27 protein-coding genes and 1 tRNA gene are annotated in these 26,236 nt (G+C 67.7%); 20 read left to right on the top strand and 8 right to left on the bottom strand.

Annotated elements, in window-relative coordinates:
- The 4 genes from Q0579_RS13410 to Q0579_RS13395 form a co-directional block, all read right to left on the bottom strand.
- Positions 1–1,375 (bottom strand): AAA family ATPase (locus Q0579_RS13410; RefSeq protein ID WP_298813237.1); only part of this gene is annotated, 1,375 nt, incomplete at its 3' end.
- Between the two features lie 29 nt (positions 1,376–1,404).
- Complete coding sequence (locus Q0579_RS13405) at positions 1,405–2,133, bottom strand: thioredoxin domain-containing protein (RefSeq protein WP_298813235.1); 729 nt, start codon at positions 2,131–2,133, stop codon at positions 1,405–1,407.
- Between the two features lie 30 nt (positions 2,134–2,163).
- Positions 2,164–2,832 (bottom strand): thioredoxin domain-containing protein, encoded by a 669-nt coding sequence (locus Q0579_RS13400; RefSeq protein WP_298813233.1) that lies wholly within the window; start codon positions 2,830–2,832, stop codon positions 2,164–2,166.
- Complete coding sequence (locus Q0579_RS13395; protein ID WP_298813231.1) at positions 2,829–3,341, bottom strand: DciA family protein; 513 nt, start codon at positions 3,339–3,341, stop codon at positions 2,829–2,831. The genes Q0579_RS13400 and Q0579_RS13395 overlap by 4 nt, the downstream gene beginning before the upstream one ends.
- Positions 3,342–3,367: 26 nt before the next feature.
- Here Q0579_RS13395 and Q0579_RS13390 point away from each other — a divergent pair, with 26 nt between their 5' ends.
- Genes Q0579_RS13390 through nudC form a run of 3 tightly spaced genes read left to right on the top strand, consistent with a single transcriptional unit; the run spans position 3,368 to position 6,758 of the window.
- Complete coding sequence (locus tag Q0579_RS13390; RefSeq protein ID WP_298813229.1) at positions 3,368–4,462, top strand: A/G-specific adenine glycosylase; 1,095 nt, start codon at positions 3,368–3,370, stop codon at positions 4,460–4,462.
- Complete coding sequence (locus Q0579_RS13385) at positions 4,459–5,877, top strand: serine hydrolase domain-containing protein (RefSeq protein ID WP_298813228.1); 1,419 nt, start codon at positions 4,459–4,461, stop codon at positions 5,875–5,877. Before Q0579_RS13390 ends, Q0579_RS13385 begins: the two co-directional genes overlap by 4 nt.
- Positions 5,878–5,882: 5 nt before the next feature.
- Positions 5,883–6,758 carry an NAD(+) diphosphatase gene (gene nudC, locus Q0579_RS13380; protein WP_298813241.1) on the top strand — a complete coding sequence of 292 codons (876 nt, stop codon included), beginning with the start codon at positions 5,883–5,885 and terminating at the stop codon, positions 6,756–6,758.
- 173 nt (positions 6,759–6,931) lie between these two features.
- On the opposite strand, the gene mnmA is transcribed toward nudC, so the two are convergent.
- On the bottom strand, positions 6,932–8,032 hold the full coding sequence (mnmA, locus tag Q0579_RS13375) for a tRNA 2-thiouridine(34) synthase MnmA (protein WP_298813226.1): 1,101 nt from the start codon (positions 8,030–8,032) through the stop codon (positions 6,932–6,934).
- A 130-nt stretch (positions 8,033–8,162) separates the two neighbouring features.
- Between mnmA and Q0579_RS13370 the strand changes: the two genes are divergently transcribed.
- The 3 genes from Q0579_RS13370 to Q0579_RS13360 all read left to right on the top strand — a co-directional run bounded on the left by Q0579_RS13370 (position 8,163) and on the right by Q0579_RS13360 (position 9,115).
- Complete coding sequence (locus tag Q0579_RS13370; RefSeq protein WP_298813224.1) at positions 8,163–8,366, top strand: hypothetical protein; 204 nt, start codon at positions 8,163–8,165, stop codon at positions 8,364–8,366.
- A gap of 101 nt (positions 8,367–8,467) precedes the next feature.
- Entirely contained in the window at positions 8,468–8,767 is a 300-nt protein-coding gene (locus tag Q0579_RS13365; RefSeq protein ID WP_019516291.1) for a DUF1153 domain-containing protein, read from the top strand.
- 90 nt (positions 8,768–8,857) lie between these two features.
- Positions 8,858–9,115: a GlsB/YeaQ/YmgE family stress response membrane protein gene (locus Q0579_RS13360; RefSeq protein WP_298813222.1), complete on the top strand. Its 258-nt coding sequence runs from the start codon at positions 8,858–8,860 to the stop codon at positions 9,113–9,115.
- A gap of 58 nt (positions 9,116–9,173) precedes the next feature.
- Here the strand turns inward: Q0579_RS13360 and Q0579_RS13355 are convergent, their stop codons facing one another.
- Complete coding sequence (locus tag Q0579_RS13355; protein WP_298813221.1) at positions 9,174–9,905, bottom strand: SIMPL domain-containing protein; 732 nt, start codon at positions 9,903–9,905, stop codon at positions 9,174–9,176.
- A gap of 132 nt (positions 9,906–10,037) precedes the next feature.
- On the opposite strand from Q0579_RS13355, the gene Q0579_RS13350 reads away from it, so the two are divergent.
- From Q0579_RS13350 to Q0579_RS13320, 7 genes are all read left to right on the top strand, one after another.
- Entirely contained in the window at positions 10,038–11,207 is a 1,170-nt protein-coding gene (locus Q0579_RS13350; RefSeq protein WP_298813219.1) for an efflux RND transporter periplasmic adaptor subunit, read from the top strand.
- A 6-nt stretch (positions 11,208–11,213) separates the two neighbouring features.
- Positions 11,214–14,429 (top strand): efflux RND transporter permease subunit, encoded by a 3,216-nt coding sequence (locus Q0579_RS13345; RefSeq protein ID WP_298813217.1) that lies wholly within the window; start codon positions 11,214–11,216, stop codon positions 14,427–14,429.
- Positions 14,430–14,556: 127 nt separating this feature from the next.
- Positions 14,557–15,762 carry a DUF445 domain-containing protein gene (locus Q0579_RS13340; RefSeq protein WP_298813215.1) on the top strand — a complete coding sequence of 402 codons (1,206 nt, stop codon included), beginning with the start codon at positions 14,557–14,559 and terminating at the stop codon, positions 15,760–15,762.
- Positions 15,763–15,842: 80 nt separating this feature from the next.
- Complete coding sequence (locus Q0579_RS13335; protein WP_298813212.1) at positions 15,843–16,940, top strand: ABC transporter permease; 1,098 nt, start codon at positions 15,843–15,845, stop codon at positions 16,938–16,940.
- Positions 16,940–17,905 carry an ABC transporter ATP-binding protein gene (locus Q0579_RS13330; protein ID WP_298813239.1) on the top strand — a complete coding sequence of 322 codons (966 nt, stop codon included), beginning with the start codon at positions 16,940–16,942 and terminating at the stop codon, positions 17,903–17,905. Before Q0579_RS13335 ends, Q0579_RS13330 begins: the two co-directional genes overlap by 1 nt.
- The gene (locus Q0579_RS13325; protein WP_298813211.1) at positions 17,905–18,867 is read left to right on the top strand and encodes an MlaD family protein; all 963 of its coding nucleotides are present in this window, start codon (positions 17,905–17,907) and stop codon (positions 18,865–18,867) included. Before Q0579_RS13330 ends, Q0579_RS13325 begins: the two co-directional genes overlap by 1 nt.
- A gap of 2 nt (positions 18,868–18,869) precedes the next feature.
- Positions 18,870–19,466: an ABC-type transport auxiliary lipoprotein family protein gene (locus Q0579_RS13320; protein WP_298813210.1), complete on the top strand. Its 597-nt coding sequence runs from the start codon at positions 18,870–18,872 to the stop codon at positions 19,464–19,466.
- Between the two features lie 198 nt (positions 19,467–19,664).
- Here Q0579_RS13320 and Q0579_RS13315 read toward each other — a convergent pair whose 3' ends face one another.
- Positions 19,665–20,609, bottom strand: coding sequence for a peptidylprolyl isomerase (locus Q0579_RS13315; RefSeq protein ID WP_298813208.1), 945 nt, complete (start codon positions 20,607–20,609; stop codon positions 19,665–19,667).
- 87 nt (positions 20,610–20,696) lie between these two features.
- On the opposite strand from Q0579_RS13315, the gene Q0579_RS13310 reads away from it, so the two are divergent.
- The 6 genes from Q0579_RS13310 (at position 20,697) to Q0579_RS13285 (ending at position 24,235) form a co-directional block, all read left to right on the top strand.
- Positions 20,697–20,787: transfer RNA gene (locus tag Q0579_RS13310), tRNA-Ser, on the top strand.
- A gap of 181 nt (positions 20,788–20,968) precedes the next feature.
- The gene (locus tag Q0579_RS13305; protein ID WP_298813206.1) at positions 20,969–22,156 is read left to right on the top strand and encodes a site-specific integrase; all 1,188 of its coding nucleotides are present in this window, start codon (positions 20,969–20,971) and stop codon (positions 22,154–22,156) included.
- Positions 22,153–22,602 (top strand): hypothetical protein, encoded by a 450-nt coding sequence (locus Q0579_RS13300; RefSeq protein WP_298813204.1) that lies wholly within the window; start codon positions 22,153–22,155, stop codon positions 22,600–22,602. The genes Q0579_RS13305 and Q0579_RS13300 overlap by 4 nt, the downstream gene beginning before the upstream one ends.
- Positions 22,603–22,677: 75 nt before the next feature.
- On the top strand, positions 22,678–22,908 hold the full coding sequence (locus Q0579_RS13295; RefSeq protein WP_298813202.1) for an AlpA family phage regulatory protein: 231 nt from the start codon (positions 22,678–22,680) through the stop codon (positions 22,906–22,908).
- A gap of 309 nt (positions 22,909–23,217) precedes the next feature.
- A complete protein-coding gene (locus tag Q0579_RS13290; RefSeq protein ID WP_298813200.1) occupies positions 23,218–23,688 on the top strand; it encodes a hypothetical protein in 471 nt (156 codons plus the stop codon).
- Positions 23,678–24,235 (top strand): bifunctional DNA primase/polymerase, encoded by a 558-nt coding sequence (locus tag Q0579_RS13285; protein WP_298813198.1) that lies wholly within the window; start codon positions 23,678–23,680, stop codon positions 24,233–24,235. The genes Q0579_RS13290 and Q0579_RS13285 overlap by 11 nt, the downstream gene beginning before the upstream one ends.
- Positions 24,236–24,422: 187 nt before the next feature.
- On the opposite strand, the gene Q0579_RS13280 is transcribed toward Q0579_RS13285, so the two are convergent.
- On the bottom strand, positions 24,423–24,572 hold the full coding sequence (locus Q0579_RS13280) for a hypothetical protein (RefSeq protein ID WP_298813196.1): 150 nt from the start codon (positions 24,570–24,572) through the stop codon (positions 24,423–24,425).
- A gap of 6 nt (positions 24,573–24,578) precedes the next feature.
- Between Q0579_RS13280 and Q0579_RS13275 the strand changes: the two genes are divergently transcribed.
- Positions 24,579–25,904: a phage/plasmid primase, P4 family gene (locus Q0579_RS13275; RefSeq protein ID WP_298813194.1), complete on the top strand. Its 1,326-nt coding sequence runs from the start codon at positions 24,579–24,581 to the stop codon at positions 25,902–25,904.
- Positions 25,905–26,236 lie beyond the last annotated feature (332 nt).

Here is a 26,236-nt window from a genome sequence, read left to right as displayed (position 1 = left end):
GCTCCGCCGCCTCGGCCGCGGTCAGTGCGGCGCGCGCCCGTTCCAGCGCGTCGCGCGCGTCCGCCTGCGCCGCCACCGCCGCCTCGCGCTCCGCCGCGATCGGTTCGGCGGGCGCGACCGCCGCCAGCGCCGCCGCCGCACTCGCCCGCTCACGGTCGGCGCGTGCGAGTCGTGCCTGCGCCTGTGCCAGTTCCGCGCGCGCGATCCGCGCCTCGGCCTGCTCGTTCGCCTGCGCCGCCAGCGCCTGCGCCAGCGCGACTTCGGCGTCGCGCCCCAGCCGCTCCGCCGCGCTCAGTGCCGCTTCGAGTTCCGGCAGCGCCGCCTCCGCCTCCGCCGCGGTGCGCTCCAGTGCCTTGGTGTCGCTCGCCAGCGTGGCCAGCGCCGCCGCGGCTTCGTTGGCGAGCGCACCCTCGCGCTCGCGATCGGCCAGGATCCGCGCGCGCGCCAGTTCCAGCTCGCCGACCCGGCGCTCGGTCGCCGCCGTCTCACCGCGTGCGCCCGCGAGTGTGCCCGCCGCCTCGCTCGCGCGGTCGCGCGCGGCGAGCGCCTCCGCGCGCAACTCGGCTAGCACGGCAATCGCCTTCTCCTGCGTGGCCGTCACCGCGTCGTGCGCGGCTTGCCCGGCCGCGACCCGAGCCTCCGCCGCGCGTGCCTCATCGCGTGCCGCAATCGCCGCCCGATCCGCCTCGCGCCAGCGTGCGAAGATCGTTCGCGCTTCCGCCACCCGGATCGCGTCGGACAGTGCGCGGTACCGCTCCGCCGCGCGCGCCTGCCGCCTGAGCGCGCTTACACGCGCGTCGGTGTCGGCGATCACCGCGTCGAGCCGTTCGAGGTTCGCCTCGGTCGCGCGCAGCCGCGCTTCGGCGTCGCGCCGCCGGACGTGCAGCCCTGCGATCCCCGCCGCTTCCTCTAGCATCGCGCGCCGGTCGGCGGGTTTCGCCGCAATCACCGCGCCGATCCGGTTCTGGCTGACGAGCGCCGGGCTGTGCGCGCCGGTCGCTGCGTCCGCGAACAGCAGCTGCACGTCCTTCGCGCGCACGTCGCGCCCGTCGATCCGATAGGCGGAGCCCGCGCCACGCTCGATCCGGCGCACCACCTCGGCTTCTTCGCCCGTGTCGGTGTCGAGCAGGATCGACACTTCGGCGAAATCGCGTGGTGGCCGCGTCGCGGTGCCCGCGAAGATCACGTCCTCCATCCCTGCGCCGCGCAGCGACCGGGCGGAATTCTCCCCCATCGTCCAGCGCAGTGCTTCGAGCAGGTTGGACTTGCCACAGCCGTTCGGCCCGACGACACCGGTCAATCCCGGTTCGATGACGAGGTCGGCAGGGTCGACGAAGCTCTTGAACCCCGTCAACCGCAGCCGCTTGATCTGCACGCGCGCGCTTCCGGCGTATTACCGGGGTGTCAGGCGCCCGCGTTCTTGAGCGCGCCCTCGACCCCGTCCCACGTCACGACATTGTCGAGCTTCTTGCCGTTGAGGAAGAAGGTCGGCGTTCCCTGCACACCCTTTTCGGTGCCGGCATCCATATACTTGGTCAGCGCCTCGATCTGCTTCTCGTCGGTCAGGCACGCGCGTGCCTGCGCCTCGGGGATGCCGCGCTGCTTGACGAAATCGATGAAGCCCAGCTTCTCGGCCCATGCGGTGAACATGACGCCGGGCGCCTTGCCTTGCTGCGCCTGCTGGAACGCGCCCGCGTCCTCCATCTTGGGCAGGATCGTCGGCTGAGCGGCGAACATTTCCTCCAGCAACGGGAAGAACGGCTGCGTGCCCCCGCAGCGGCCCAAGAGCGCCGGCGGGAAGTCGGGCGCGCCATGGACCAGGAACTCGCGGAACTCGTACGAGACCTTCCCGGTCTTGACGTAATTGTCCATCAGCGGGCGCATGCCCGTGTTCGCAAATGCGCCGCACGTCGGGCACAGCCGTGAGCCATATTCGACCAGCTTGAGCGGCGCATCGGGATTGCCCGCGACGAACCCGCCCTCGGGGGTCTGCGATACCGTCTGCGTCCAGTCCTGCCCGGCAGGTGCAGCTGCGGCCTTGACCGAGCCGGCAGGCGCGCTCGGCGCGTCGTTGCTGCCGCCGCAGCCGGTCATCAGCGCCAGCGCGCCGGCGAGAAGTGCGATACGCTTCATGAACAACTCCACTTGCTTGTTCGGGCTTGCTTATCTGGCGCCGGCGGCACGCAGCATCGGCTGCAATTGCGCCCAGGTCACCGTTTGGATCAACTTGCCGTTGACGATGAACGCGGGCGTTCCCGCTGCGACCTCGGTTGATTGCGACACGGTGAGCGTGGCGTTCAACGCCTTTTCATCGGCGAAGCATGCCTCGATCGCTGCCGGCGCGACCCCTTCTGCCCGCACGATTGCGGTCAGCCCGGCACCGTCCGCCAGCGCGCGCAATTGCGCCAGTTGCGGATAGGTCGAGACGCGCGCCGCGTTCGCCTGATCCCACTCGACCGCGCGATCGATCCATTCGCGCTGGTGCGAAAGAAAGGCGGCGTGCACCGCCGGAAACGCTGCCGGTCCCGCGCAACGCGCCAGCGTCGCCGCGGCGAGATCGATCTTGTCGTGCAGCTGGTTGCGCACCTCGACCGCCAGCGTGCCCGACCGTACCATCGCCTTGATGCTGGCGTCCGACTCGGCGGCGAAATGCGCGCAATGCGGGCAGGTGTAGCTCAGGATTTCGACCAGCCGCACCTTGGCCTTGGGATTGCCCAGAAGGTAGCTGCCGGTCGCGACCGGCGCTGCGGCCGTGGTCCAGGCGCGTGGGGCCGCAGTGCTGGGAGAGGCGGCAAGCAGTGCCGCGGCGAGCAGGGGCAGGAGCGTCTTCATTTCACCTGGGGAAGGGCGGGGCGGTTGGCGACACCGGAGGCGAGCGCCTCCAGCACCGCCTTCAATTCGGGATCGGCGATCGTCTTCAAACTCGCCCCCAGTTCGACCGGCGCGGGGGCGAGTTCGGGCAGCACGCGCTTGGGCGCCCGCTTGGTGATCTCGCCCTGGCGGATCGTGATCCGTGCGACGGCCTGATAGCCGAAGAAGCGGTTCACCCGCTCGGTGATCTCGGGGATCACGTGCTGCATCATCACCGCGTGCGCGCCGCGGCAGGTCAGCGTCAGCGTACCATCCTGCTTCTTGCCCATCGGGAAGCGGATCGATTCGGGCGAGCTCACCGCCGCCAGCCGCTCGCCGACGATCTCGGGCCAGCGTGATACCACCGCCGACTGGACGAAGCCGAAGCGGCGGAAGGCTGCACCGCCGATGGCGGGCAGCAGCTCGGACACGGCGCGCGACCGGTTCTGGCGCTCGGGCGGGGGAAGGGGGGCGCGCGGGCGCTTGCTCATCCGCCCGCCCATGCCATAGCGGGGCGGTGGACGCCAAGGATTCGATCGCACCCGCAGCCGATAGTCCCGCCGATCCGCACGCGGTCGCCCCCGCGCTGCTCGACTGGTACGATCGCCACCGCCGCGACCTGCCGTGGCGTGCGAAGCCCGGCGAGACGCCCGACCCGTATCGCGTCTGGCTGTCGGAGGTCATGTTGCAGCAGACCACGGTCGCCACCGTCCGCCCGCGATTTCTCGCCTGGACGCAGCGCTGGCCGACCTTCGCCGACCTCGCCGCCGCCGACGAGGCGGACGTGATGGCTGCCTGGGCGGGGCTCGGTTATTACGCCCGCGCGCGCAACCTGCTCGCCGCCGCGCGCGTCATCGCGGCCGAGCATGCGGGCGAACTGCCCTGCACGGAGGAAGCGCTGCGCCGCCTGCCGGGCTTCGGCGCATACACCGCCGCCGCGGTCGCCGCGATCGCGTTCGGCGAACGCGCGGTGGTGGTCGACGCAAACGTCGAGCGCGTCGTCGCGCGCCTGTTCGCACTCCCAACCCCGCTGCCGAACGCTCGCCCCACGATCCGCGCCGCGACCGACACGATCACCCCAGCCACCCGCGCCGGCGACTTCGCGCAAGCGATGATGGATTTGGGCCAAGCAGTCTGCACCGTGCGCCGTCCCAAATGCCTGCTCTGCCCGCTTCAACCCCAATGCGTCGGCCACGCGCAGGGCGAGCCCGAGCGCTACCCCGTCAAGAAGCCCAAGCCCGATCGCCCGCACCGCCACGGCACGATCTTCTGGCTCACGCGCGACACGCCCGCGGGGCGCGAGGTGCTGCTCGTTCGTCGTCCCGACAAGGGCTTGCTCGGCGGGATGCGCGCGCTGCCGACCGGACCGTGGGAGGTGGCACAGCCCGGCCTTGCCGGCGCGCCGGCCGAGGCGGACTGGCGTATGCTCAACATTCAGGTCAGCCACGGCTTCACCCACTTCACGCTCGATCTTGCGCTGGTCACCGGCGAGGCGCATGGCCCAACCCCGGTTGTCGGCGAGTGGTGGCCGATAGCATTGCTAGGAGAGGCCGGTCTGCCGACCGTCTTCGCCAAGGCGGCGCACGCGGTGTTGGGGATGGAGGCAGGATGACGCTGGTTCGTATGGCAGGCGGACGCACCGGGATCGCGGCAGGCAGCGCATTGCTCGCGCTCGTCGCCGGGCTGACGGTCGCACGCGAGGCATCGTCGCAGGCGAGCCTGCGTGCGGGCACCCAGTCCCGTCAGACCAGCATGCCGCGCCCGCGCATCCCCGTGCCGACTGGCGAGACGCTCGGGCGCGTGCTGCTGCCCGAAACGCAGGCGCTGTTTGACCGGCTGGTCGCGACCAACCGCACGCCGGGCATCGCGGGCGCGTTCGGGCATGGCGACGGGCCGACGCTCTACCTCTCCGCCGGTCGGATCGCGACTGACGCGACCGCGCCTGCCGCCGGCCCCGACAGCTTGTGGCGTGTTTATTCGATGACCAAGCCGATTACCGGCATGGCCGCGATGCTGCTGGTGCAGGACGGCCGGATCAGGCTCGACGATCCCGTCTCCAAATACATCCCGGCGTTCGCGACGATGCGCGTGCTCACCCATCCCGACACCTCGCTCGAGACGGCGCCCGCGACGCGGCCGATTACGATCCGCATGCTGCTGACCCATTCGGCGGGGTTGAGCTACAACATCCTCGCCAAGGGCCCCTTGCTCAAGGAAACCGAGCGGCTGGGCGTCGTTCCGGCGCAGGTCAACGCCGAGGTCGAGCGCGAAGCGCGTCGCACCCGGCCGACCAGCCTGCTGGAATTCGCGAACCGCGCCGCGCAACTGCCGCTGATCGCGCAGCCGGGCACCAGATGGAGCTACTCGATCGGGCTCGACGTGATGGGCGCGGTGATCGAGCGCGCGAGCGGCATGTCGTTCGAGCGCTTCGTGCAGACGCGCCTGCTCACCCCGCTAAAGATGACCTCAACCGGGTGGCAGGTGCCGGCGGGGCAGCAGGGCAGGTTCGCGACGCTCTACGTGGCCGCTGGCGGTCGCCTGCTGCCGTTCGACCCTGCCGCGACCTCGCCCTATCTAAACGCGCCGAGCTTCGCCTATGGCGGGGCGGGGCTGGTCTCGTCCGCGCGCGATTACGATCGCTTCCTCCACATGATCCAGGACGGTGGCACGCTCGACGGCGTCGAGGTGATGAAACCGGAGACGGTGCGGCTCGCCACCTCCAACCTGTTGCCCCCGGGGGTCACCTTCACCGGTTACACCCCGGGTACGCAGATGGGTGCCGGTTTCGGCGCGGGCGGGTTCGTGCAACTGGAAGACGTGCCCGGCGGTGCGCCAAGGGGCACCTATAGCTGGAGCGGCGCGGCCAACACGATCGCGTTCGTCAACACGATCGACAAGACCCGGGGCACTGCGATGGTGAACATGTTCCCACCCGGCAGCCTTGACCTTGCCAAGCAGGTCGGCGCGACGCTGCGCCGCGATGCCGAGCACCGCGATGCCGCGAGACGAGCCGGGGCGCGCCCGTGAGCGATATCCTCACGCCCGGCTTCACCGGCGGCACGCTCGACCGCGCCGACGCGATGCGCCACGACGAGGGCGAGCTCGCCGCGGCGATCGGCAATTGGCAGGCGCGGCTGCTCGTGCTCCACAATTGGGAGCCCGAGGTCACCGACGACGGTCGGCTCGGCTGGACCATGCTGACCGAGGCACCCGATGATGCCGAGTTCATCCTGCTCGGGCTCGACCGAGGCCGTCCGCGCTTCGCCGCGATCCTGCCGGGTCAGGGTGCGCCGCCGCCGTTCCGCTCGCCGACGCTGTTCAACACGCTTGAACAACTGCAGCCCGGCGAGGCGGCGACCTTCGCCACCGCGCGCGCGCTGCTCGACTGGCACGCGCGCCACCGCTTCTGCGCCAATTGCGGCACCCCGACCGCGCTGTTCCGCGCCGGCTGGGGCCGCCGCTGCCCCAACTGCCGCGCCGAGCATTTCCCGCGCACCGACCCGGTCGTCATCATGATCGCCGAGCACGACCGCCGCGCGCTGATCGGCCGGCAGCCGAGTTGGCCCGCCGGCCGTTACTCCGCGCTCGCCGGCTTTCTTGAACCCGGCGAAGCGATCGAGGAAGCCGTGCGGCGCGAGATCGGCGAGGAGGCGGGCGTCGAGGTCGGCGCGGTCCGCTACGTCGCGAGCCAGCCCTGGCCGTTTCCGTCGCAACTGATGATCGCCTGTATCGGTCAGGCGTTGACCGACCAGATCACGCTCGACGCCAACGAGCTCGAAGACGCCAAATGGGTCACCCGCGACGAGGTGATCGGAGTGCTGAACGGCAGCGGTGACGCTTTCCTGGCGCCGCCGCCGTACGCGATCGCGCATACCTTGCTCCACGCCTGGGCGCACGAGCTGGCGTAACGCCGAGTTTCCTTTCCGGCGAAAATGGTGGGTTCGCGATCGCGGACGATCTCACCAGCCGTTGTCGCAGACTCGATCCGGAATTCCGCGAGCCTACCATCGTCCGGTCGCAGCCGGGACCTCGGATCAAGTTCGGGATGACGAAGGTAGTCCGCGCTGCGTGCGCGTCGCCTTCACGCCGCCGCCATCGCCGCCTCGGTTTCGGCGATCCACCCGCCGCCGAGCACGCGGTCGCCGTCGTACAGCACCGCGGCCTGACCTGGCGCGACACCATATTCGGGCGCGTCGAACACCAGCCGATCGCCCAGCATGCGTGCGGGCACCGGTTTCGCCATCGAGCGCACCTTGGCGGTCAGGGCATCCGTCAGCGGGCCGAGCACGTTCATCCCCTCCAGCCGTGCCGCCGCCACTGCCAGCGCACGCCGCGGGCCGACGACGACGCGCTGGGCCTCGGGCTCAACGCGCACGACGTAGAGCGGCTCGGGACTGCCGCCGATCTCCAGCCCGCGGCGCTGGCCGACGGTGTAGTGGATGATGCCGCGATGCTCGCCGAGCTTGCGCCCGCCAAGATCAACGATCTCGCCGCCCTGCGCGGCCTCCGGCCGCAGCTTCTTGACCAAGCCGGCATAATCGCCGTCGGGCACGAAGCAGATATCCTGGCTGTCGGGCTTGGCCGCGACCAGCAGCCCCATCTCGCCCGCGATCTCGCGCACGCGTGCCTTGGGCAGGTTGCCGAGCGGGAAGCGCAGGAAGTCGAGCTGCGCGGCCGTGGTCGCGAACAGGAAATAGCTCTGGTCGCGCGCCGGATCCGCCCCGCGGTGCAGCTCCGCGCCGCTCTCGCCTTCGACGCGGCGGACATAATGCCCGGTCGCGAGCGCGTCGGCACCCAGATCACGCGCGAGCGCGAACAGATCGGTGAACTTCGGTCCCATGTTGCACTGGACGCAGGGGATCGGCGTGCGTCCGGCGAGATATTCGTCGGCGAACCGGTCGACCACCTGCTCGCGAAAGCTCGTCTCGTGGTCGAACACGTAGTGCGCGATGCCGAGCCGGTCGCACACCGCGCGCGCGTCGCGGATGTCGCGCCCCGCGCAGCAAGCGCCCGCACGCTTGGTCGCCTCGCCGTGATCGTAGAGTTGCAAGGTGACGCCGATCGTCTCGACCCCGGTGCGCGCAGCCAGCGCGGCGACGACCGAACTGTCGACCCCGCCCGACATCGCGACGACGATGCGCCGCGCGCCCGGCGGCAACTGAAAATCGGCGAGTTCGTGCATGGGGCCCTTATAAGCGTTTCGTCGCTCGCCCGCCACTCGGCGGCGCAAACACGGTGCGCCGCTTTACCGCTCCTTCAACATCTCGTGGCTAATCGTGATTGTAACGAACGACCATCATGAGACGCCATGCGTGACGACCCAGCCATCCAGCGCCGCTACCCCGCTACGTGCCGCCCCGCTACGTGCCGCCGCCTCGCGCACCGCGCGCTCGCCCACCGCCGCGCTTGCGCAGACGATCGACGCGACGCGAGCGGAGGCGACGCGATTGTCGCCGCGCGCGGGCAGTTTCGACCCGCCGACCGCCGCCGCGCTGTCGACGTGGCGCGAGCCGTGAAGACCCTGTTTACCGCGCCGCTTTAAACACCGTTCAAGGCCATCGCCCTACAAGGGTCGCACGATGGAACGGGGGCCAAAGCCCCTAGCCGAGGTTTAGGAATGATCGAGAATCAGAAAATTCGTCCCGCGAAAGTCATCGGCCCGCTCGGCGAACCGTTGACGCTGGACACGCTGCCGCCGGCGGACACGACGCGCTGGGTGGTGCGTCGCAAGGCGGAAGTGGTCGCCGCAGTGAATGGCGGGCTGTTGTCGGTGGATGACGTGTGCGCGCGCTACGGGCTGACCGTTGAGGAATTCGCCGGCTGGCAGCGGGCGATCGATCGTTCGGGCATGCCCGGCCTGCGCGTCACCCGCATTCAGCACTACAAATCGCTCTACGAGCGTCAGCAGAAATTCTGAGGCTAGGTTTCGGCTGCGGAACAATGTTTTGACATCAAGCGTCTTCCTCCCAGCGCCCGGCTTGGGCGAGTAACCACGGGGAGTGTTGAGATGAACCTGATTATTTGGCTGATCGTCGGTGGTGTTATCGGCTGGCTCGCCAGCATCATCATGCGGACCGACGCGCAGCAGGGTATCTTCCTGAACATCATCGTCGGCATCGTCGGCGCGTTCCTTGGCGGTCTGATCTTCACCGGCGGTTCGATCAACAACCAGCCGCTGACGCTCTACACCTTCCTCGTGTCGCTGCTGGGCGCCGTTGTTCTGCTCGCGATCGTCAACCTGTTCCGTCGCGGTCGCGTGCGTTAATCGCACCACCTCTGGACGATGACAGCGGCCGCCCGAGTGATCGGGCGGCCGTTTTCGTTCATTTGAGCACGAAGCGGACGTTGATCGTCGCGGTCACGTCGGTTTCGCCCGGCAACACCTGCGTTGCGGCATTGCTCTCCGCCGCCATCGCGCGGACGCGGAACATGACCGGAGGCTGCGGCTGTCCGCCGTCATTCTCACCGGCCTCGCTGATCGACACGATGCGTTCGACGCGCAGCCCCGCCGCCTGCGCGTAAAGCGTCGCCCGCGCCCTGGCACGCGCCACCGCATCGGCACGCGCGGCGTCGAGCGCGGCATCGGGCTGCGACAAGGACAAGGACGGACCATCGATCTGGTTCGCGCCGGCCTTTACCAAAGCATCGAGCACCGCGCCGCTGCGCGCGATGTCGCGGAACCTGACCGACACGCTGTTGCTCGCCTGATAGCCGGTGACGACGGGCGGCTGGTTGTCGGCGTAGCGATATTGCGGCTGAAGCGAGACGTTGCTGGTCGACAGATCGCGCGGCTGGATGCCGGCCGATTTGAGGCTGGCGATCACCTGCGCCATCCGCGCGGCGTTCTCCTGCGTGGCAGCGGCAGCGGTCGCAGCCTGCGTCACCACGCCGGCGCGGATCACCGCCTGATCGGGTGCGCGCGTGACGCGGCCGGTCGCGCTCACCTCCAGCAACGTGCCGTCGACCACCGGTTGCGCAGGCAACGCGACCTGCGCTGCTGCCGCCATCGGCAGCGTCAGCGCCGCTGCGCCCGCCAGCAAGAAATCAAACCGCATCTTGAACCTCCCGTTCGTTAACAATCGTGTGCGTAAGTTTGTCTGCACAACACAAGCTGAATGACGCGTGGGGTTGCGCGTAGTGACGTAGCTGGATAATACAGCCCGGGAATAAGGATCAAAAGAGCACGCATGACCTACGAGCCGGGGACTTTGGAGGGCGAGCGGCTGTTGCTGAGCGATGAGCGGCCGCGGCGCTGGCGGCGGTGGATCATCGCGGTGCTGGTGGTGCTGGCGCTCGCGGGCGGCTGGTTCTTTTTCAAGCACGAAAGGGCAGCGCCCGCGGCTGCGGCGCCGACCGACGCCGCGGCACCCAACGTCACCGTCGTCGTGCCCGGCAGCCAAGTGGTCGATCGCACCGTCAGCGCGACGGGTACGCTCGCCGCGCGGCGCGAGATGCCGGTCGGCGTCGCGGGTGAGGGCGGCATGGTTTCGCGCGTGCTGGTCGAGCCTGGGCAGTGGGTAAAGGCGGGGCAGGTGCTCGCCACCGTTGACCGCTCGGTTCAGGCGCAGACCGCGGCCAGCCTCGCCGCGCAGATCGGCGTCGCGCAATCCGACCTGACGCTTGCACAGGCCGAGCTCGAACGCGCGCAAAGCCTGGTCGATCGCGGCTTCATCTCCAAGGCAGACGTCCAGCGCCGCATCGCGACGCGCGATGCCGCCGCGGCGCGGCTGAAGGTGTCGCGTGCGGCCTTGTCCGAGCAGCGCGCGCGCAATGCGCGGCTCGACATCCGCGCACCGGCCGAAGGCTTGGTGCTGACCCGCGGCGTCGAGCCGGGCCAGATCGTCAGTTCAGGCTCGGGCGTGCTGTTCCGCATGGCGAAGGGTGGCGAGATGGAGATGCGCGCGCAATTGTCGGAAGGTGACCTGCAGGCGATCCGCGTCGGCTCGCCGGCAACCGTCACCCCGGTCGGCGACACGCGCCAGTTCAGCGGGCAGGTGTGGCAGGTAGCCCCTGTCATTGACCCGCAAACGCGGCAGGGGATCGCGCGCATCGCGCTGTCGTACAATCCCGCGCTGCGCCCCGGCGGCTTCGCGTCCGCCGCGATCGTCGCCAACGCCGGCAACGCACCCGAACTGCCGCAATCCGCGCTGCAAAGCGACGAGCAGGGCAATTACGTCTTTGTGATCGACAGACAGAATAAGGCGCAGCGCCGCAACGTGACGCTGGGCCCGGTCGACAACAACCGTGTCGCGATCGCGAGCGGGCTCGCCGGCAACGAGCGCGTGGTGCTGTCGGCAGGTGCGTTCCTCAATCCCGGGCAAAAGGTGACGCCGATCCTGCGCCGCCAGGGGAGCTGACGACTCATGGGTTTCCGCAACATCTCGGCCTGGTCGATTCGCAACCCGGTGCCGTCGATCGTCCTGTTCCTGATCCTGACCGTGATGGGCGTGGTCAGCTTCATCCGCATGGACATCAACCAGCAACCGGACATCGACTTTCCCGGCGTGATCATCTCGATCAACCAGCCGGGCGCGGCGCCGAGCGAGCTCGAAACCCAGGTGACGCAGCGCGTCGAGGCGGCGGTGCGCAGCCTGGAGGGGATCGACGAGATCAACTCCTACGTCAGCGAGGGCGACTCGACCACGGTCGTCCAGCTCGCGATCGGTACCCCGATCGACCGGGCGGTGAACGAAGCGCGCGACGCGCTCACGCAGATCCGCGCCGACCTGCCCGACGGCATCACCGAGCCGCAGGTCAGCCGGATCAAGGCGAACGACTTCAATCTCGGCAGCTACACCGCCGTCGGCACCGACATGTCGATCGAGGATCTGAGCTGGTACATCGACAACACGGTCGCGAAAGAGCTGTTGTCGGTATCCGGCATGGGCAGCGTGACGCGCAACGGTGGTGTCGATCGCGAGATCCGCGTCATCCTTGATCCCGCCAAGCTCGCCGCGCAGGGGCTGACCGCCAGCCAGATCAACCAGCAACTCCGCCAGGTGAACCTGAACGCGCCCGGTGGCCGCGCGGAGATCGCGGGCGCCGAACAATCGGTACGCGTGATCGGCAACGCCGACACCGCCTATCAACTCAGCCAGACGCAGATCAACGTCGGTGGCGGACGCACCATCCGCCTGGCGGATATCGCAACGGTGCGTGACCTGTACGGCGAGCGGCGCAGCGCCGCCGCGGTCGACGGGCGCTCGGTCATCTCGTTCGATTTCAAGCGCGCAAAGGGCGCCTCCGACGTGACCGTCTTCCGCGAGGCGAAGGCGAAGCTCGAGGCACTCGAGAAGCGCAACCCGAAGGTGCAGTTCCGCCTGCGCGTCGACGGCTCAGAATATGCGCTGGTCCAGTACAAGGCCGCGATCCACTCGATGATCGAGGGCGCGCTGCTCGCGGTCCTGGTCGTGTTCCTGTTCCTGCGCGACTGGCGTGCGACCTTTATTGCCGCGCTGGCGATCCCTTTGTCCGCGATCCCCGCCTTCTGGTTCATGGACATGCTGGGTTTCACGCTCAACAACATGACCATGCTGGCGCTCAGCCTGGTCGCGGGCGTGCTGGTCGACGACGCGATCGTCGAGATCGAGAACATCGTGCGACACATGCGGATGGGCAAATCGGCCTTCCAGGCGTCGATCGACGCCGCGGACGAGATCGGCTTGGCCGTGCTCGCGACCACGATGGCGATCGTCGCGGTGTTCTTCCCCGTCGGCCTGATGCCCGGCATCTCGGGTCAGTTCTTCAAGAATTTCGGTCTGACCGTTGTCGTCGCGGTGTTGATGAGCCTCGCGGTCGCGCGCCTGATCACACCGATGATCGCGGCCTATTTCCTCAAATCATCGGGCCATGCGGAGCACGGCGGCGGGCGTTGGCTCGACATCTATCAGCGCGTGCTGGTCTGGACGCTGAGCGAGGGCAAGGCGCCCGCCACGCGCGCGCGCGGCCGCATCCGTCGCGCGACCGGCTATCTGCGTGACCACCGCGTGTGGACGGTCGGGATCGGTGCGCTCGCGTTCGCCTTGACCTTGTTCCTGTTCACGCAAATCCCGATGACGTTCCAGCCGGCGCAGGACCGCGACCGCAGCGTCGTCACCGTCACCATGCCGCCGGGCGCTACGCTGGAGAGCACGCAGGCGGTGGTCGAGCAGGTCGACATGCTGCTTCACCGTCAGCCGCTGGTGGAAAGCGTTTACGCAACCACCAGCGTCGGGTCGGGCCGACTGGTGCTTCAATTGAAGAAGCCGCGCCCCGTCACCTCGACCGAGTTCGAACGCAATCTGACGCCTGAACTCGCCAAGGTCGCGGACGCGCGCGTCAATTTCGAATCGCAATTCGGCTGGGGCGACAACAACCGCGACCTGTCGGTGACGCTGGCGGGCGACGATCCCGAGCAATTGCGCCAGACCGCGGACACGTTGGTCCGGCAGATGGCGGGCGTGCGCGGCGTTGTCGCACCACGGATCGCGGGCGACCTGAAGCGGCCGGAAATCCAGATCAGGCCGCGGCTCGACCTTGCCGCCAACCTGGGGGTGACGACGGCCGCGCTGTCCAACGCGATCCGCATCGCGACGCTCGGCGACCTCGACCAGAACAGCGCGCGCTTCTCGCTGTCCGACCGCCAGATCCCGATCCGCGTCGCGTTGGCGCAATCGTCGCGCTCGCGGCTCGACACGATCCAGAATCTGCCGGTACCGACCGCGAGCGGCGGCTCGGTGCCGCTCGGCCTCGTCGCGGAGATCGGCTTCGGCTCCGGCCCGACGCGGATCACGCGCCTCAATCAGCAGCGGCAGCTGACGGTCGGCGCCGACCTGGCACCTGGCCTGGTCGCGAGCGAGGTCATGGCCAAGATCAAGGCGCTTCCCGTCATGAAGAACCTGCCGATCGGCGTGCAGGAACTGCAGGTCGGACAGGCGAAGTGGCAGATGGAGATGCTGGTCAACTTCGTCTTCGCGGTGCTGGCGGGCGTGTTCCTCGTCTTCGCGGTGCTGATCCTGCTCTACCGCCGCTTGCTGCCGCCGGTCGTCAACATGGGGTCGCTGCTGCTGGCGCCGCTGGGTGGCCTCATCGCGCTGATGATCGCGGGCCAGCCGCTGTCACTGCCGGTGTTCATCGGGTTGCTGATGCTGCTCGGCATCGTTGCCAAGAACTCGATTCTGCTGATCGACTTCGCGCTGGAGGAGATGCAGGCGGGCGTGCCGTTGCGCGCCGCGATCATCGACGCCGGGCACAAGCGCGCGCAGCCGATCCTGATGACAACGATCGCGATGGTCGCAGGAATGGTGCCAACCGCCCTGTCGCTGTCGGGCGACAATTCGTTTCGCGCGCCGATGGGCATCGTCGTGATCGGCGGGCTGTCGCTGTCGACGCTGCTGACGCTGTTGATCGTCCCGGCGGCGTTCAGCTTAGCGATTGGTGCGGAGCGGCGGATCGGTCCATGGATCGGGCGTCGTCTGCTCACCTATCGCCCCGGCGACGACGGGCGGCCGGTGATCGAGCATGACGCGCCCGCGGGTGCGCTGCCGGGCACCGCGGGGCGGATCGGCTATGGTGGCGAGGGCACGCATCCGGCGGAATGAGCCGCGCTGCTGATGCGCGCAGCGGCGCGGGCATGAACCTTCGTTCCGCTCGCGCTTTCCCCTCGGGATGACCGTCTCCGTCCGCCGCCCCCTGCAGCGCCAGCCCGTTCCGCCAGGCTTGAGGCGGATGCGGTTGATCGCGACCGGGCTCCTTGTCGCGATGGCGCTGACTTTTGTCGTCACGCGCTCGCTCCAGTCGCTTCACCCCGCCTGGGGGTTCGTGCGCGCGTTCAGCGAGGCGGCGATGGTCGGTGGCCTGGCGGACTGGTTCGCGGTCACCGCATTGTTCCGCCACCCGCTAGGCGCGCCGATCCCGCACACCGCGATCATCCCGCGCAACAAGGATCGGATCGGCGACCAGCTCGCGACCTTTCTGCGTGATTACTTCCTCATCCCCTCCGTCGTCGCGCGGCGGATGGCGCGGATGGATGTCGCGTCGGCCGCGGGGCGGTGGCTCACCAATCCGCAGGGGTCGGGCGGACGCCTCGCGCGCGGCACCTCGCGCCTGGCGGTCGAGATCCTCCAGGAACTCGACCAGGAGCGGCTGGGCGGCATGGCCCGCGCGATGATGGTGGCGCGCGTGCGCGAGACGGAGGTGTCGCCGATGCTCGGCCGCGCGCTCTCCGCCGCGGTCGCCGAGGATCGTCATCTGCCCGTACTCGACAGCCTGATCGTCTGGGGTCGCGATGCGCTGCGCAGCAACGAGGAGTTGATCCGCGCGATGGTGCATGACCGCGCGGGCTCGATCCTGCGCTGGACCGGGTTGGACGAGACGCTCGCCAACAAGATCATCGACGGGCTCGACAAGCTGATCGGCGATGTCGCCGAGAACCGCGACCATCCCTTGCGCGTGCGCGCCGAGGAGGGGCTCGCCCGCCTGGCACACGATCTGCAGCACGCGCCCGAGATGCGCGACAAGGTCGAGCGACTGAAGATCGAGCTGCTCGAGAATCCGGCGATGCAGGATTGGATCAACGGATTGTGGGAACAGGCGCGCGCCGCGATGCTGCGGATGGCGCGCGATCCGCAGGCGCTGCTGTCGGGCAAGTTCGGCGAAGCGCTGCGGCAGCTCGGTTACACGCTGGAGCGCGATCCCAGGCTCGGGCGCACGATCAACCGCTTCGTGCGCCGCGCCGTCGTCGGCGCGGCGGCCGATTACGGCGACACGATCGTCCGGCTGGTGTCGGAAACGGTGCGGGGCTGGGACACGCGCACGATCACCGAGCGGCTGGAGAATGCGGTCGGCAAGGATCTGCAATTCATCCGCGTCAACGGCACGCTGGTGGGCGGAATGGTCGGCGTGCTGATCCACGCGGTTGACGTGCTGCTGTAAGCCATGATGATTCCAGTTGCGGAACGATCGTTCACTTGAATCGCTTGTGACACGATGAGCTTTGCCGCATGGATCGACGCATGAGCGCGGCTGCCGATTTCACCGACGATGCGGGCGTGCTGCGCTTTTCCGGCGACCTGTCTTTGGCACAACTGGGCACCCTGCCCGATCGCCTGTCGCAGCACGACGGTGCGGTGCGCGCGATTGACCTGTCGCAGGTCGACCGCATGGACACGATCGGCGCGTGGGTGATCCACCGTTTCGCGCGCGAAAAGGATACGCAGGTCGAAGGGCTGACCGGCGACAGTCGCACCTTGTTCGAACATGTCGAGGCGGCCGACCAGCCGGTGCAGATGCGTCCGACGCGCGTCACCCCGTTCCGCCGCGTGATGGGCGAGATCGGCGATGCCGTGGTGCTCGCGGGGCAGACCGCGATCGGGCTGCTCGGCTTCATGGGTGCGACGGTGATATCGCTCGGCACGGTGATCCGCCATCCCAGCCGCTTCCGCTTCAACGCGGTGGTGCAGCGCTTCGAAGTCGTCGGCGTCTCCGCGCTCGGCATCATTGGGCTGATGAGCTTTCTGATCGGCATCGTCATCGCGCAGCAGGGCGCGGTGCAGCTTCGTCAGTTCGGTGCCGAGGCGTTCACGATCAATCTCGTCGGGCGCATCACGCTTCGCGAACTGGGCGTGCTGATGACCGCGATCATGGTCGCAGGGCGATCGGGCTCCGCCTTCGCCGCGCAGCTCGGCACGATGAAATTGACCGAGGAGGTCGACGCGTTGCGCGTGATCGGCGTGTCGCCGATGGAGGCGCTGGTGCTGCCGCGCACGATCGCGTCGATCGTGTTGATGCCGCTGCTCGGCTTCTATTCCTCCGTGATCTCGATCATCGGCGGCGGCGTGTTGTGCTGGCTGTCGCTCGACATCCCGCCCGCCGCTTACGTGTCGCGCATCCGCGAAGTGGTACCGATTACCGACCTGTTCGTCGGGTTGATCAAGGCGCCCGTGTTCGGCGCGATCATCGCGGTTGCGGGCTGCTATCAGGGCATGCAGGTCAAGGGCGATGCCGAGCAGGTCGGGCTGCGCACCACCTCGGCGGTGGTGCAGGCGATCTTCATGGTGATCGTGCTCGACGCGTTCTTCGCGGTGTTCTTCGAGCAGATCGGGTGGCTGTGATGGCGGACGCCGACGATCACATCATTCGCATCAAGGGCCTGCGCAACCGCTTCGGCGAGCAGACGGTCCACGACGGCCTCGACCTCGAGGTACGGCGCGGCGAAATCCTCGGCGTCGTCGGTGGGTCGGGCACCGGCAAGTCGGTGCTGATGCGCTCGATCATCGGGTTGCAGACGCCGGAGGCAGGCGAGGTCGAGGTGTTCGGCGAGCCGACGCTCGGCCGCGACGAAACCGAGACGCTCGACATCCGCAAGCGCTGGGGCGTGCTGTTCCAGGGGGGAGCGCTGTTCTCGACGCTGACCGTCGCGGAGAACGTGCAGGTACCTTTACGCGAATTCTACCCCGACCTCGATCTCGCGCTGCTCGACGAGATCGCGTCGTACAAGGTGGTGATGACCGGCCTGCCCGCGGATGCCGGGCCGAAATACCCGGCCGAACTGTCGGGCGGGATGCGAAAGCGTGCCGGCCTCGCCCGCGCGCTCGCGCTCGATCCCGAACTGCTGTTCTTGGACGAGCCGACCGCCGGGCTCGACCCGATCGGCGCGGCGGCGTTCGACCAGTTGACACAAGGTCTGCAGCGTACACTCGGCCTCACCGTCTTCCTGATCACGCACGATCTCGACACGCTCTACGCCATCTGCGACCGGGTCGCGGTGCTCGCCGACAAAAAGGTGATCGCGGTCGGCACGATCCCCGAACTGCTCGCAACCGATCATCCGTGGATACAGGAATATTTCAACGGCCCGCGCGGTCGCAACGCGGTGGCGGCGCAGGAGGCGGGGGCGGGGCAGGCGCGATCGGCCGATCGCGATGCCGCGGCGCATCCGACCGAGGTCGCGCGGCTGGTCGATGGACAGCGCCCGCAAGGCTCGCTCGCCGACAATGCCGCGCGCGGCGCACCCGCGGGTGATGCCACGCGCACGCTCGGGCGCACCGATGCCGCGCGCACAACAGGGACCAAGTGATGGAAACGCGATCGAACCACGTCCTCGTCGGTGCCGTCGTGCTGATCCTGCTGGCGATGCTGGCGATCTTCACCGTCTGGATGGCGCGCTTCGGCGGCACGGAGGAGCGCGAGTACGACATCTTCTTTCGCCAGGCGGTCGATGGGCTTGCCAAGGGATCGTCGGTGACCTTCTCGGGCGTCCCCTCGGGGCAGGTGAAGTCGATCTCGCTATGGCAGCCCGATCCGCAATATGTGCGCGTGCGCGTCAGCCTGAACCAGGACACGCCGGTGCTGCGCGGCACCACCGCGACGATCCAGGGCAGCTTCACCGGCACCAGCACCGTCAGCCTCGACGGCGCGGTGAAGGGCCAGCCGCCGATCACCTGCCCCGAACCCGATCCCAACAAGGTCTGCCCGCTCGGTAAGCCGGTGATCCCGACCAAGACCGGCGGCCTTGGCGCGATCCTCAACTCCGCGCCGCAGTTGCTCGAGCGGCTGTCGACGCTGACCGAGCGGTTGACCGGCATGCTCTCCGACCGCAACCAGGCGTCGATCGCGGGCATTCTCGACAACACCAACCGCCTGTCCGCCGCACTCGCCGATCGCGGGCCGGAGATCGCCGCGACGCTGGCGCAGACCCGCGTCGCGATCGCGCAGGCGGGCGTCGCGGCCGAGCAGATCGGCAACCTCGCGCAGACCACCAACGGCGTGCTCGCCAACGACATCCAGCCGACGATCCAGAATTTGAACGGCGCGATCAAGTCGGCGCAGGCGAGCGCGGACACGCTCAACAGCGCGATCGGCGACGCGCGTCCGGGGCTGACTACCTTCTCGAAGCAGACGATCCCGCAGATCAACCAGCTGGTGCGCGACTTGCGCGTCACCTCGGCATCGCTGTCGGCAATCTCCGAGCGCGTCGAACAGGGCGGGGCGAGTTCGCTGATCGGTCAGCAGAAGCTGCCGGATTACAAGGGGAAATAAGCGTGCGGCACTCTCTCCTCCCTCTCTCCGTTGTCGCGGCCACGCTTGCCCTGTCGGGCTGCATCAGCTTCGGTGCGAAGCCGCCGCCGTCGCTGCTGACGCTGAACGCGACCGCGCAGCCGCAGCCGGGGCGCACGCAATCCTCCGCCGATGCGCGCTCGATCGTGGTGCAGACCCCGTCGGTGCCGACCGCGCTCGCCACCGCGCGCGTGCCGGTGCAGGCGAGCGTCGACACGATCGCCTATGTCAAGGACGCGCAATGGACCGAACCGCCCGCGCGGCTGTTCGCGCGGCTGTTGTCCGACACGCTGACTGCGCAGGCCCATATCGTCGTGCTCTCACCGGCGCAGTCGGTCAGCGATCCGAGCGGCAATCTGGCCGGCGAGCTGCGCCAGTTCGGGCTCGATGCGACGACGCAGCAGGCGATGGTCGTCTATGACGCTGCGCTGACCCGCGCGAACGCCACCGCGGTCGAGAAGCGCCGTTTCGAGGCGCGCGTGCCGGTATCCGCGATCGATGCACCGTCCGCCGCGGCCGCGCTCAACCAGGCGGCGAACCAGGTCGCGGGCGAGGTCGCCACCTGGGTCGGCGGGCGCTGACCAGCGCACGGGTGGCGCACGGGCACCTGTAGAGACTTGGGGCGTCGAGAAGCTCGATAAGCCTGCGCGTGTCGCTCCACGCTCGGACCGGGATCGCTCACGCGTATCAGTGCAGCTTCCTGTCTAGCGACGTGCCGATCACACCAGCTGGCTCATCGGTAACCCGCGCCGGGTATCGCGACTTAGCGGTCGTGCCTCTCACTTGCCCGCGGGCTCGGCCCTGATCGGCACGGGGATGTTGCACACGTCGGCCGCATCGGCGGGCTGCTCGAAGAACGGCGGCTCGCGATTGCGTCGCGCCGCGACGTAGCGCGGCCAGGTCGTGCCGCCGGTCGACAGATAGCTGTATCGCGGGCGTTCGACTGCGGGCAGGTCGCTTGCCAACCGGACGCTGGTGATCGCGGTGCGCTCGCCGGGTTGCTCGTAGAATCCTAGGTCAGCCGTGCCGCGCGGCAGGCTGGACAGATATTCCATGCCCGCGATCACGCGCCCGACCACCGCGATGTTGCGGTCGAGGTGGCGCGGTGCGTGCCCGATGACGGCGTAGAGCTCGGCGCCCGTTCCCGCATCGGGTGCCAGGTTGCGCCCGACGCCGACACTGCCGTAGCAGTGGATCGGCCACACGCGTCGACCCTCGGCAACGGGCCTCGCATCGGTTGCCAGCGGGAAGCCGCGGTACCATGAAATACCCCTGGCGTAGACGTCGGCGGCGCGGCCGTCCTTGCCCCACTTGGTCACCAGGTCGAGCGCGGCTGCTGACGTGGGCAGCGCGCGCCAGTCCAGCGTGTAATCCCGCGCCGAGGTCGCCTCAAGCCCGACCGGCAACGGCTCCTTCTCGCTCGCGTCGCCCCATTGCGCGACATAATTGTCCTGCACGCGGTTGATGCTCGTCGCGTCCCACCAATGCGCCGCGGCGAGCCGGCGGATGTTCGTCACCCACGCGCTAGCGATCGGCGCCGGCATCAACTGGATCACGATCCGCCGCTCCGGACCGGACGGAGTAGCGAGCGTCATCACCAGCAGATCGTCGTCCGCGATCCTGATCCACTCGCCGGCAGGCGCGGCCTGCGCGATCTGACCGGGACTGGGCGGCGCAGGCGCCTGGGCGGCGGCAAGCAGGGCGATGAGCGAGACGGGCACCATGCCCCGATCCTGCATCGCCGGGCCGCATCAAGCAACGGCTTGCACAAGCGCGCATCGCCCGGTAGGCGACACCACCCAGCGATATGCGGAGCGGTGGCCGAGTGGTCGAAGGCGCTCGCCTGGAAAGTGAGTATACGGCAAAACCGTATCGAGGGTTCGAATCCCTCCCGCTCCGCCACTTACCATTTTCTACACCGATTTAGCGCGTCTTTACGCGCTCTTTCGTCTGCGTCAGAATCGCAGAAATCAGCCATTTTCGTGTGATCCGGTGGGGCTTATCCGCTCCCTTGCGTTTTCTGTTCCCTTTTTGACCAACTCAGGGAATAGTCGGGTGAAGAAAACAGCACCCGGAGGCGGCGGTGAAGTCCACCCAGCTCAACGTGAAGATGATCGACCGGCTCAAGGAGCCGGGGAAATATAGCGACGGGCGCAACCTCTACCTTCAGGTTGGGCCGAATGGCTCCAAAAGCTGGCTTTTCATCTATCGCCGTATGGGTAGCGACCGGATGCGCGGGCTGGGCTCCTACCGCCATGTCAGCTTGGACGAAGCCCGCGAGAAGGCGGCGGAGTACCGGGCGCTGCTCCGGCAGGGCATCGAGCCGCCGGTCGCTCGCGGCGCGGTGAAGAAGAAGGAAGAGGGCCGCACCTTCGCGCAGTTGAACGAACGCTATCTGTCCGAGCACAAAGATAGCTGGCGCGATCCCGACAAGGCGGAAAGCCTGTGGCGCAACAGCCTCCGCGACCACGCTTACGCGATCCTTGGCGAGAAGGACGTGAAGGACATCGACGTGAAGGACGTTCACGCCGTCCTTAGTCCGATCTGGCTGACCAAGCATCCGACCGCGAAGAAGATCAGGTGGCGGATCGGAGCCGTCCTCGCCTACGCCGCCGCCCTCGACCTCCGCCCTGACGTGGACCTCACGCGAACCGGCGGCAAGCTGGATAAGCTGCTACCGAAGGCGAAGCGCGTCCACATCGTGAAGGGCCATGATTCGATGCCCTATCAACAGATGCCGGAGTTCGTGCCCGAGCTTCGCGGGCGGGTCGGTGTCGCCGCCGCCGCGCTGGACTTCCTCATCCTGACCGCCGCGCGAGCGAAGGAAGTGCGGTTGGCGACGTGGGATCAGATCGACTTCAAGGAAGCCGTCTGGAACGCGCCCGAGGAAAACATGAAAGCCGGTCGCGCTCACCGCGTCCCCCTATCCCCGGACGCTATCGCCGTGTTGAAGGCCATGCCCCGCGACCGTGACGGCGATTACATCTTCATCAGCGCCAGTAAGCCGGGTGAGCCGCTGTCCGACATGGCGATGACCGCCGTGTTGAAGCGAATGGACCGCAAGGACGGGGTGACGATCCACGGTTTCCGATCCACGTTCCGCACCTGGGTGGCGGAGGAATGCTTGGACGTGCCGCGTGAGATTGCGGAAGCGGCGCTGGCGCATACCGTGGGCGGCGTGGAAGGCGCATACCAGCGCGGCGATTATTTCAATACGCGCCGCGCGCTGATGGAGCGTTGGGCGGCCTATTGCCGGAGCGCGGAGCAGTGACCGCCGACGAGTTCCGCGCGCTCGCTATCCAGCACCTAGATCGGTGCGACGAGGCTGACATGGAGGCGCTGGCTTCCGAACAGCCGAACGCTGACCTCTTCATCGACCTTTTCTCACGATACCAGCACGCGCGGCAGGCTTTCCCCGGCATGACGTGGGAGGAGTTCAGTCAGATCGACGCGGCGCGTGAGCGTAGGGGGCGGCGCGGCAGGCCGAACCGCGCATCGGAAGAGCGCGCCGATGAACCGCTGTGGCGTGCCGCGCGCGATGCTGATCGGCTCAAGAGCCTATGGCGTTCGCTGAACCCGGCGACCCCGCGCCCCCGCCCGCCGTTGCATCCCCATCAAATCGCCGCCGCTCGGCACGGCGTGAACCGGCAGGCGCTTGACGACCAGATGAGGCGTCCAACGGCGCGGCGCATGGACCGGATCACCGCCCAAAAATAGCCGATATACCGGCGGCGATCTTATCCGCTTTTCTCGTGATTCCTGGGCCTGTCGAAGAGCAATCAGGAGATCACCGTGACAGCGCCGGACAAAGGCAAGAAGCGCAAGCCGCTTCCCAAACCGCTCATCTACCGGGAGCGCGAGCTTCAAGCCGTGACCAGCCTCTCGCGGAAAGCTCGCGAGGACGCGATGCGCGCGGGCACCTTTCCCAAGCCCGTCCCCCTCTCGACCAAGGCGCGCGGCTGGCTCGTCAGCGAGATTGAGCAGTGGATCGAGGAGCGGAAGGCCGCTCGCGACGCGGCTTGAACCGTGGAGCGGGATGACGAGTACGGCGAAGAGCCGTCCGGCCCGCGCGTCGTGATGAGCGCCGAAGGCGGCATCGTAGCGGTCAAGATCGACCCGCCTTTGCCAAGCGGCGATCACCGGCGCGACTTCTCCTTCAAAGACTGCGCGTGGTCCTACGCTCGCGAACTATGGTGCGAGTTCCGCCTAGGCTTCTTGGACACGACAACCTTTCGGTCGGGCCAGACTTGGTCAACGCGGAAGCCGTCCGAAGAATAGTTGTCGGCTTTGAAGTATCCGCCGAGTCTAACAAATCGGAAAGGAGTATTTCCGATGACAGCACCTTACCTGCCGGGAAACATCGCCGGTACTGAGAGCGGGCACGGCGATAACATCACACACGTTCATCACAACATCGCGTGCGCCTCATGGGTGCCGCCGATGGAGGGCCAAGGCAAGGCTCGCCGGTACACGCCGCGCCAGTTCCTTCTGCTCCTGATCCACAGCGACTTGATGCGCTGGGGGTTGTCGCTCCCGTTCGCCGGTCGATTGGTCACGCGGATTGCGGAGACCATGTTGTTCAGCCCCGACGCCGGGGAACTCGTAATCGAGTTCAGGGTCAACGGGGCGAGCTTCTTCTACGGGGTGGAGCGCGGCGACCTGGCCTTTGATCGCGGCGACGCGGCGCACGTCGCAGGGCCTGCGCGCTTCCGCGTGACCTTCGACCTCGCGGTTTATTGGGACGCGGTGAACACCGCTTTCGCGACCTACGGGCAAGCTCGGGGCGGCGGCGATGAGGCCTGATCCCGAAAACGAAGTGCCCGCCGACATGAAGCCATCGGCGGGCACCCGTTGCGCGGAAGGGAGTCCGCAGGGCAGTTCTGCGCGCGCTTCGATCCAAAACAAACCGTCGCCGGGGCGCTTTACGGACGCGATCCGCCGTGGGTTCGCGGTGTTCCCGCTGCCGCCGCGCAGCAAGAAGCCCGACGCGGCGTGGGAGCATTACCGCGACAACCCGGTGACGCTCGAACAAGCGGCTGAGCTGGACAAGACTGACAAGAACGTCGCCGTAATCACGGGCACGCCCTCGGGCATCTTTGTCCTCGACCTGGACGGACGAGACGCGGAGCAGATCGCGCGCGACAAGGGATGGCTGATTCCGACGCTCACGGTCCAGACCGGGCGCGGCAAGCATCTCTACTTCAAGCTGCCCGGCTTCAAGATTGGCAACAAGGCGGGGATAGCTGAGCACGTCGATATTCGCGGCGAAGGCGGGTACGTTGTGGGCGCGGGCAGCGTCCATCCCGATGGCCATCTTTATGAGGTGATCGGTGATGTTGAGCCTGCCTGACGCGCCCGTCGCGTTGCTCGACGCCTTGCGCCCGCAGCCGCGCTCGCGATCTACCACCCGCCGCGCCAGCCGCAGCAACGGTGAGTTCGAGCAGCTAGTCGATGGCCTGCGTCACGCCGCCAACGGCACCCGCAACGACACGTTCAACCGGGCGGCATTCCGCGCGGGGCAGATGGCGGCGGCTGGCCTAATCGACGCCGCCGAAGCGGAGGAGCGGCTGGCGGAGGCCGCGCAGGATGCGGGCCTGAGCGAGCGCGAGATTGACCACATCCTCCCGCGCGTGATTGAGGAGGGGCAGGATCAGCCGCGCAACAGCGACGGAGAACCGATCAGCCAAGTCACGATGGCCAACATCTGGGTTGAGCGGCACGGACGTGATCGGCGGTACGATCACGACAGCGGCAGGTGGATGCGCGTAGATCGTAGCAGCGGCATCTGGCTTGCTGACGAGTGCCGCGCGACGTTTCATGAGATCGGGACGGTTGTTCACGAGATTGGCGGCGGCGTGTCGCGGTATTCGAACGCGGGCTTCATCGGCGGCGCTGAGACGTTAGCGCGCAGTCTGCCCGCCGTCGCCGTTACGCAACAGCATTTCGACAGCGACAAGATGTTGCTGGGTACGCCCGCCGGCCCCGTCGATCTCAGAACGGGTAAGCTGCTGCCGCCCAACCCGGCGCTGCTCATTTCGAAGGCGACGACGGTAGCGCCCGCGCCGGGGCAACCGACGAGATGGCTCGACTTCCTGATGCAATCGACCGGGCAGGACGCGCTTATGGTCGAGTTCCTGCAACGGGTGCTCGGCTATATGCTGACCGGGCTGACCATCGAACAGGCGCTGTTCTTCATCTACGGCGACGGCGGCAACGGCAAAGGCGTGTTCATCAACGTAAGCAGCCGGATCATGGGCGACTATGCCGTCACCACGGCGATGGAGACGTTCACCGCGTCCCGCAACGAGCAGCACCCGACCGGATTGGCGATGCTGCGGGGCGCGCGCATGGCGACCGCGAGCGAAACCGAGCAGGGCAGGCCTTGGGCGGAAAGCCGCATCAAGCAGGCGACAGGCGGCGATGTCATAAGCGCCCGGTTCATGCGGCAAGACTTCTTCAGCTACGTTCCAGAGTTCAAGCTGCTCATCATCGGCAACTTCCACCCGGTCTTGCACACGGTGGACGACGCGATGAAGCGCCGGTTCAACATCATCCCTTTCACGCGCAAGCCGGACGTTCCTAACCCGCATCTCGAACAAGAGCTTGAGGAGGAGTTTCCTCAAATCCTTAGCTGGATGATTGAGGGATGCCTCAAGTGGCAGCAGGACGGGCTGCGGCGACCGGAAGCGGTGATCGGCGCGACCGCCGATTACTTCCAAGATCAGGACGTGTTCGGGCAATGGCTCGAAGAGTTTTGCGAGACTGGACCAGGGTGCGCGGCCACTTCGCAGGAGCTTTTTCACAATTGGACGCTGTTCGCGGAAGACATGGGCGAAGAGCCGGGCACCATGAAGGGCTTTGGCGGCCTCATGTCGAAGCGCGGCTTCGTCAGTGCGCGCGCGACCTCGGGCAACCGCTCGCGGTTCTGGAAGGGCTTGAAGCTGCAAACGGTCGCCGACCCGCGCACCGGGGCACAGGTGGCGAAAACACCTCGTCACGTGTCGCAGGAGGCGCTGTAATGCCCGTTTGCGCCTCCTCTTCGACCGCGATCCGGACGGCGGCTAAGCTCATGGCGCGGCGGAGGATTTTGCCCGTTTCGGGGGCTCGCCGTCCGGATACGTCCGCTTACGCCACGGTTTTCCCGTTACGCTCTTACGCGGGCGCGGGGGCGCGCGCGATAACGGTAATGGGGATTTACCCGGTCGTATCCGGACGTGATCGCTCCGCCGCGCGATATTTCTCAATCCGTTCTGTGACTTACCTGCCGTCCGGATCGTCGCCCTATCCGGACGGGCTATGCTGGTGCAACTCTGCCCAGCGCCGACACTCGGCCTCCAGCCAACCGTTCAGC

The organism is uncultured Sphingomonas sp. (assembly GCF_936927845.1).
GTDB lineage: Bacteria > Pseudomonadota > Alphaproteobacteria > Sphingomonadales > Sphingomonadaceae > Sphingomonas.
The sequence above is the reverse complement of the archived record's forward strand: the minus strand, read 5'-3'. Positions and strand labels throughout refer to the sequence as shown.

Excerpts from the sequence above, each read along its gene's own strand:
- Q0579_RS13290 (WP_298813200.1), top strand. The coding sequence starts at position 23,218 with ATGACAGCACCTTACCTGCCGGGAAACATCGCCGGTACTGAGAGCGGG.
- Q0579_RS13355 (WP_298813221.1), bottom strand. The coding sequence starts at position 9,905 with ATGCGGTTTGATTTCTTGCTGGCGGGCGCAGCGGCGCTGACGCTGCCG.
- Q0579_RS13395 (WP_298813231.1), bottom strand. The coding sequence starts at position 3,341 with ATGAGCAAGCGCCCGCGCGCCCCCCTTCCCCCGCCCGAGCGCCAGAAC.
- Q0579_RS13400 (WP_298813233.1), bottom strand. The coding sequence starts at position 2,832 with ATGAAGACGCTCCTGCCCCTGCTCGCCGCGGCACTGCTTGCCGCCTCT.
- Q0579_RS13345 (WP_298813217.1), top strand. The coding sequence starts at position 11,214 with ATGGGTTTCCGCAACATCTCGGCCTGGTCGATTCGCAACCCGGTGCCG.
- mnmA (WP_298813226.1), bottom strand. The coding sequence starts at position 8,032 with ATGCACGAACTCGCCGATTTTCAGTTGCCGCCGGGCGCGCGGCGCATC.
- Q0579_RS13285 (WP_298813198.1), top strand. The coding sequence starts at position 23,678 with ATGAGGCCTGATCCCGAAAACGAAGTGCCCGCCGACATGAAGCCATCG.
- Q0579_RS13360 (WP_298813222.1), top strand. The coding sequence starts at position 8,858 with ATGAACCTGATTATTTGGCTGATCGTCGGTGGTGTTATCGGCTGGCTC.
- Q0579_RS13405 (WP_298813235.1), bottom strand. The coding sequence starts at position 2,133 with ATGAAGCGTATCGCACTTCTCGCCGGCGCGCTGGCGCTGATGACCGGC.
- Q0579_RS13315 (WP_298813208.1), bottom strand. The coding sequence starts at position 20,609 with ATGGTGCCCGTCTCGCTCATCGCCCTGCTTGCCGCCGCCCAGGCGCCT.
- Q0579_RS13350 (WP_298813219.1), top strand. The coding sequence starts at position 10,038 with ATGACCTACGAGCCGGGGACTTTGGAGGGCGAGCGGCTGTTGCTGAGC.
- Q0579_RS13385 (WP_298813228.1), top strand. The coding sequence starts at position 4,459 with ATGACGCTGGTTCGTATGGCAGGCGGACGCACCGGGATCGCGGCAGGC.
- Q0579_RS13335 (WP_298813212.1), top strand. The coding sequence starts at position 15,843 with ATGAGCGCGGCTGCCGATTTCACCGACGATGCGGGCGTGCTGCGCTTT.
- Q0579_RS13275 (WP_298813194.1), top strand. The coding sequence starts at position 24,579 with ATGGCCAACATCTGGGTTGAGCGGCACGGACGTGATCGGCGGTACGAT.
- Q0579_RS13330 (WP_298813239.1), top strand. The coding sequence starts at position 16,940 with ATGGCGGACGCCGACGATCACATCATTCGCATCAAGGGCCTGCGCAAC.
- Q0579_RS13325 (WP_298813211.1), top strand. The coding sequence starts at position 17,905 with ATGGAAACGCGATCGAACCACGTCCTCGTCGGTGCCGTCGTGCTGATC.
- Q0579_RS13340 (WP_298813215.1), top strand. The coding sequence starts at position 14,557 with ATGCGGTTGATCGCGACCGGGCTCCTTGTCGCGATGGCGCTGACTTTT.
- Q0579_RS13365 (WP_019516291.1), top strand. The coding sequence starts at position 8,468 with ATGATCGAGAATCAGAAAATTCGTCCCGCGAAAGTCATCGGCCCGCTC.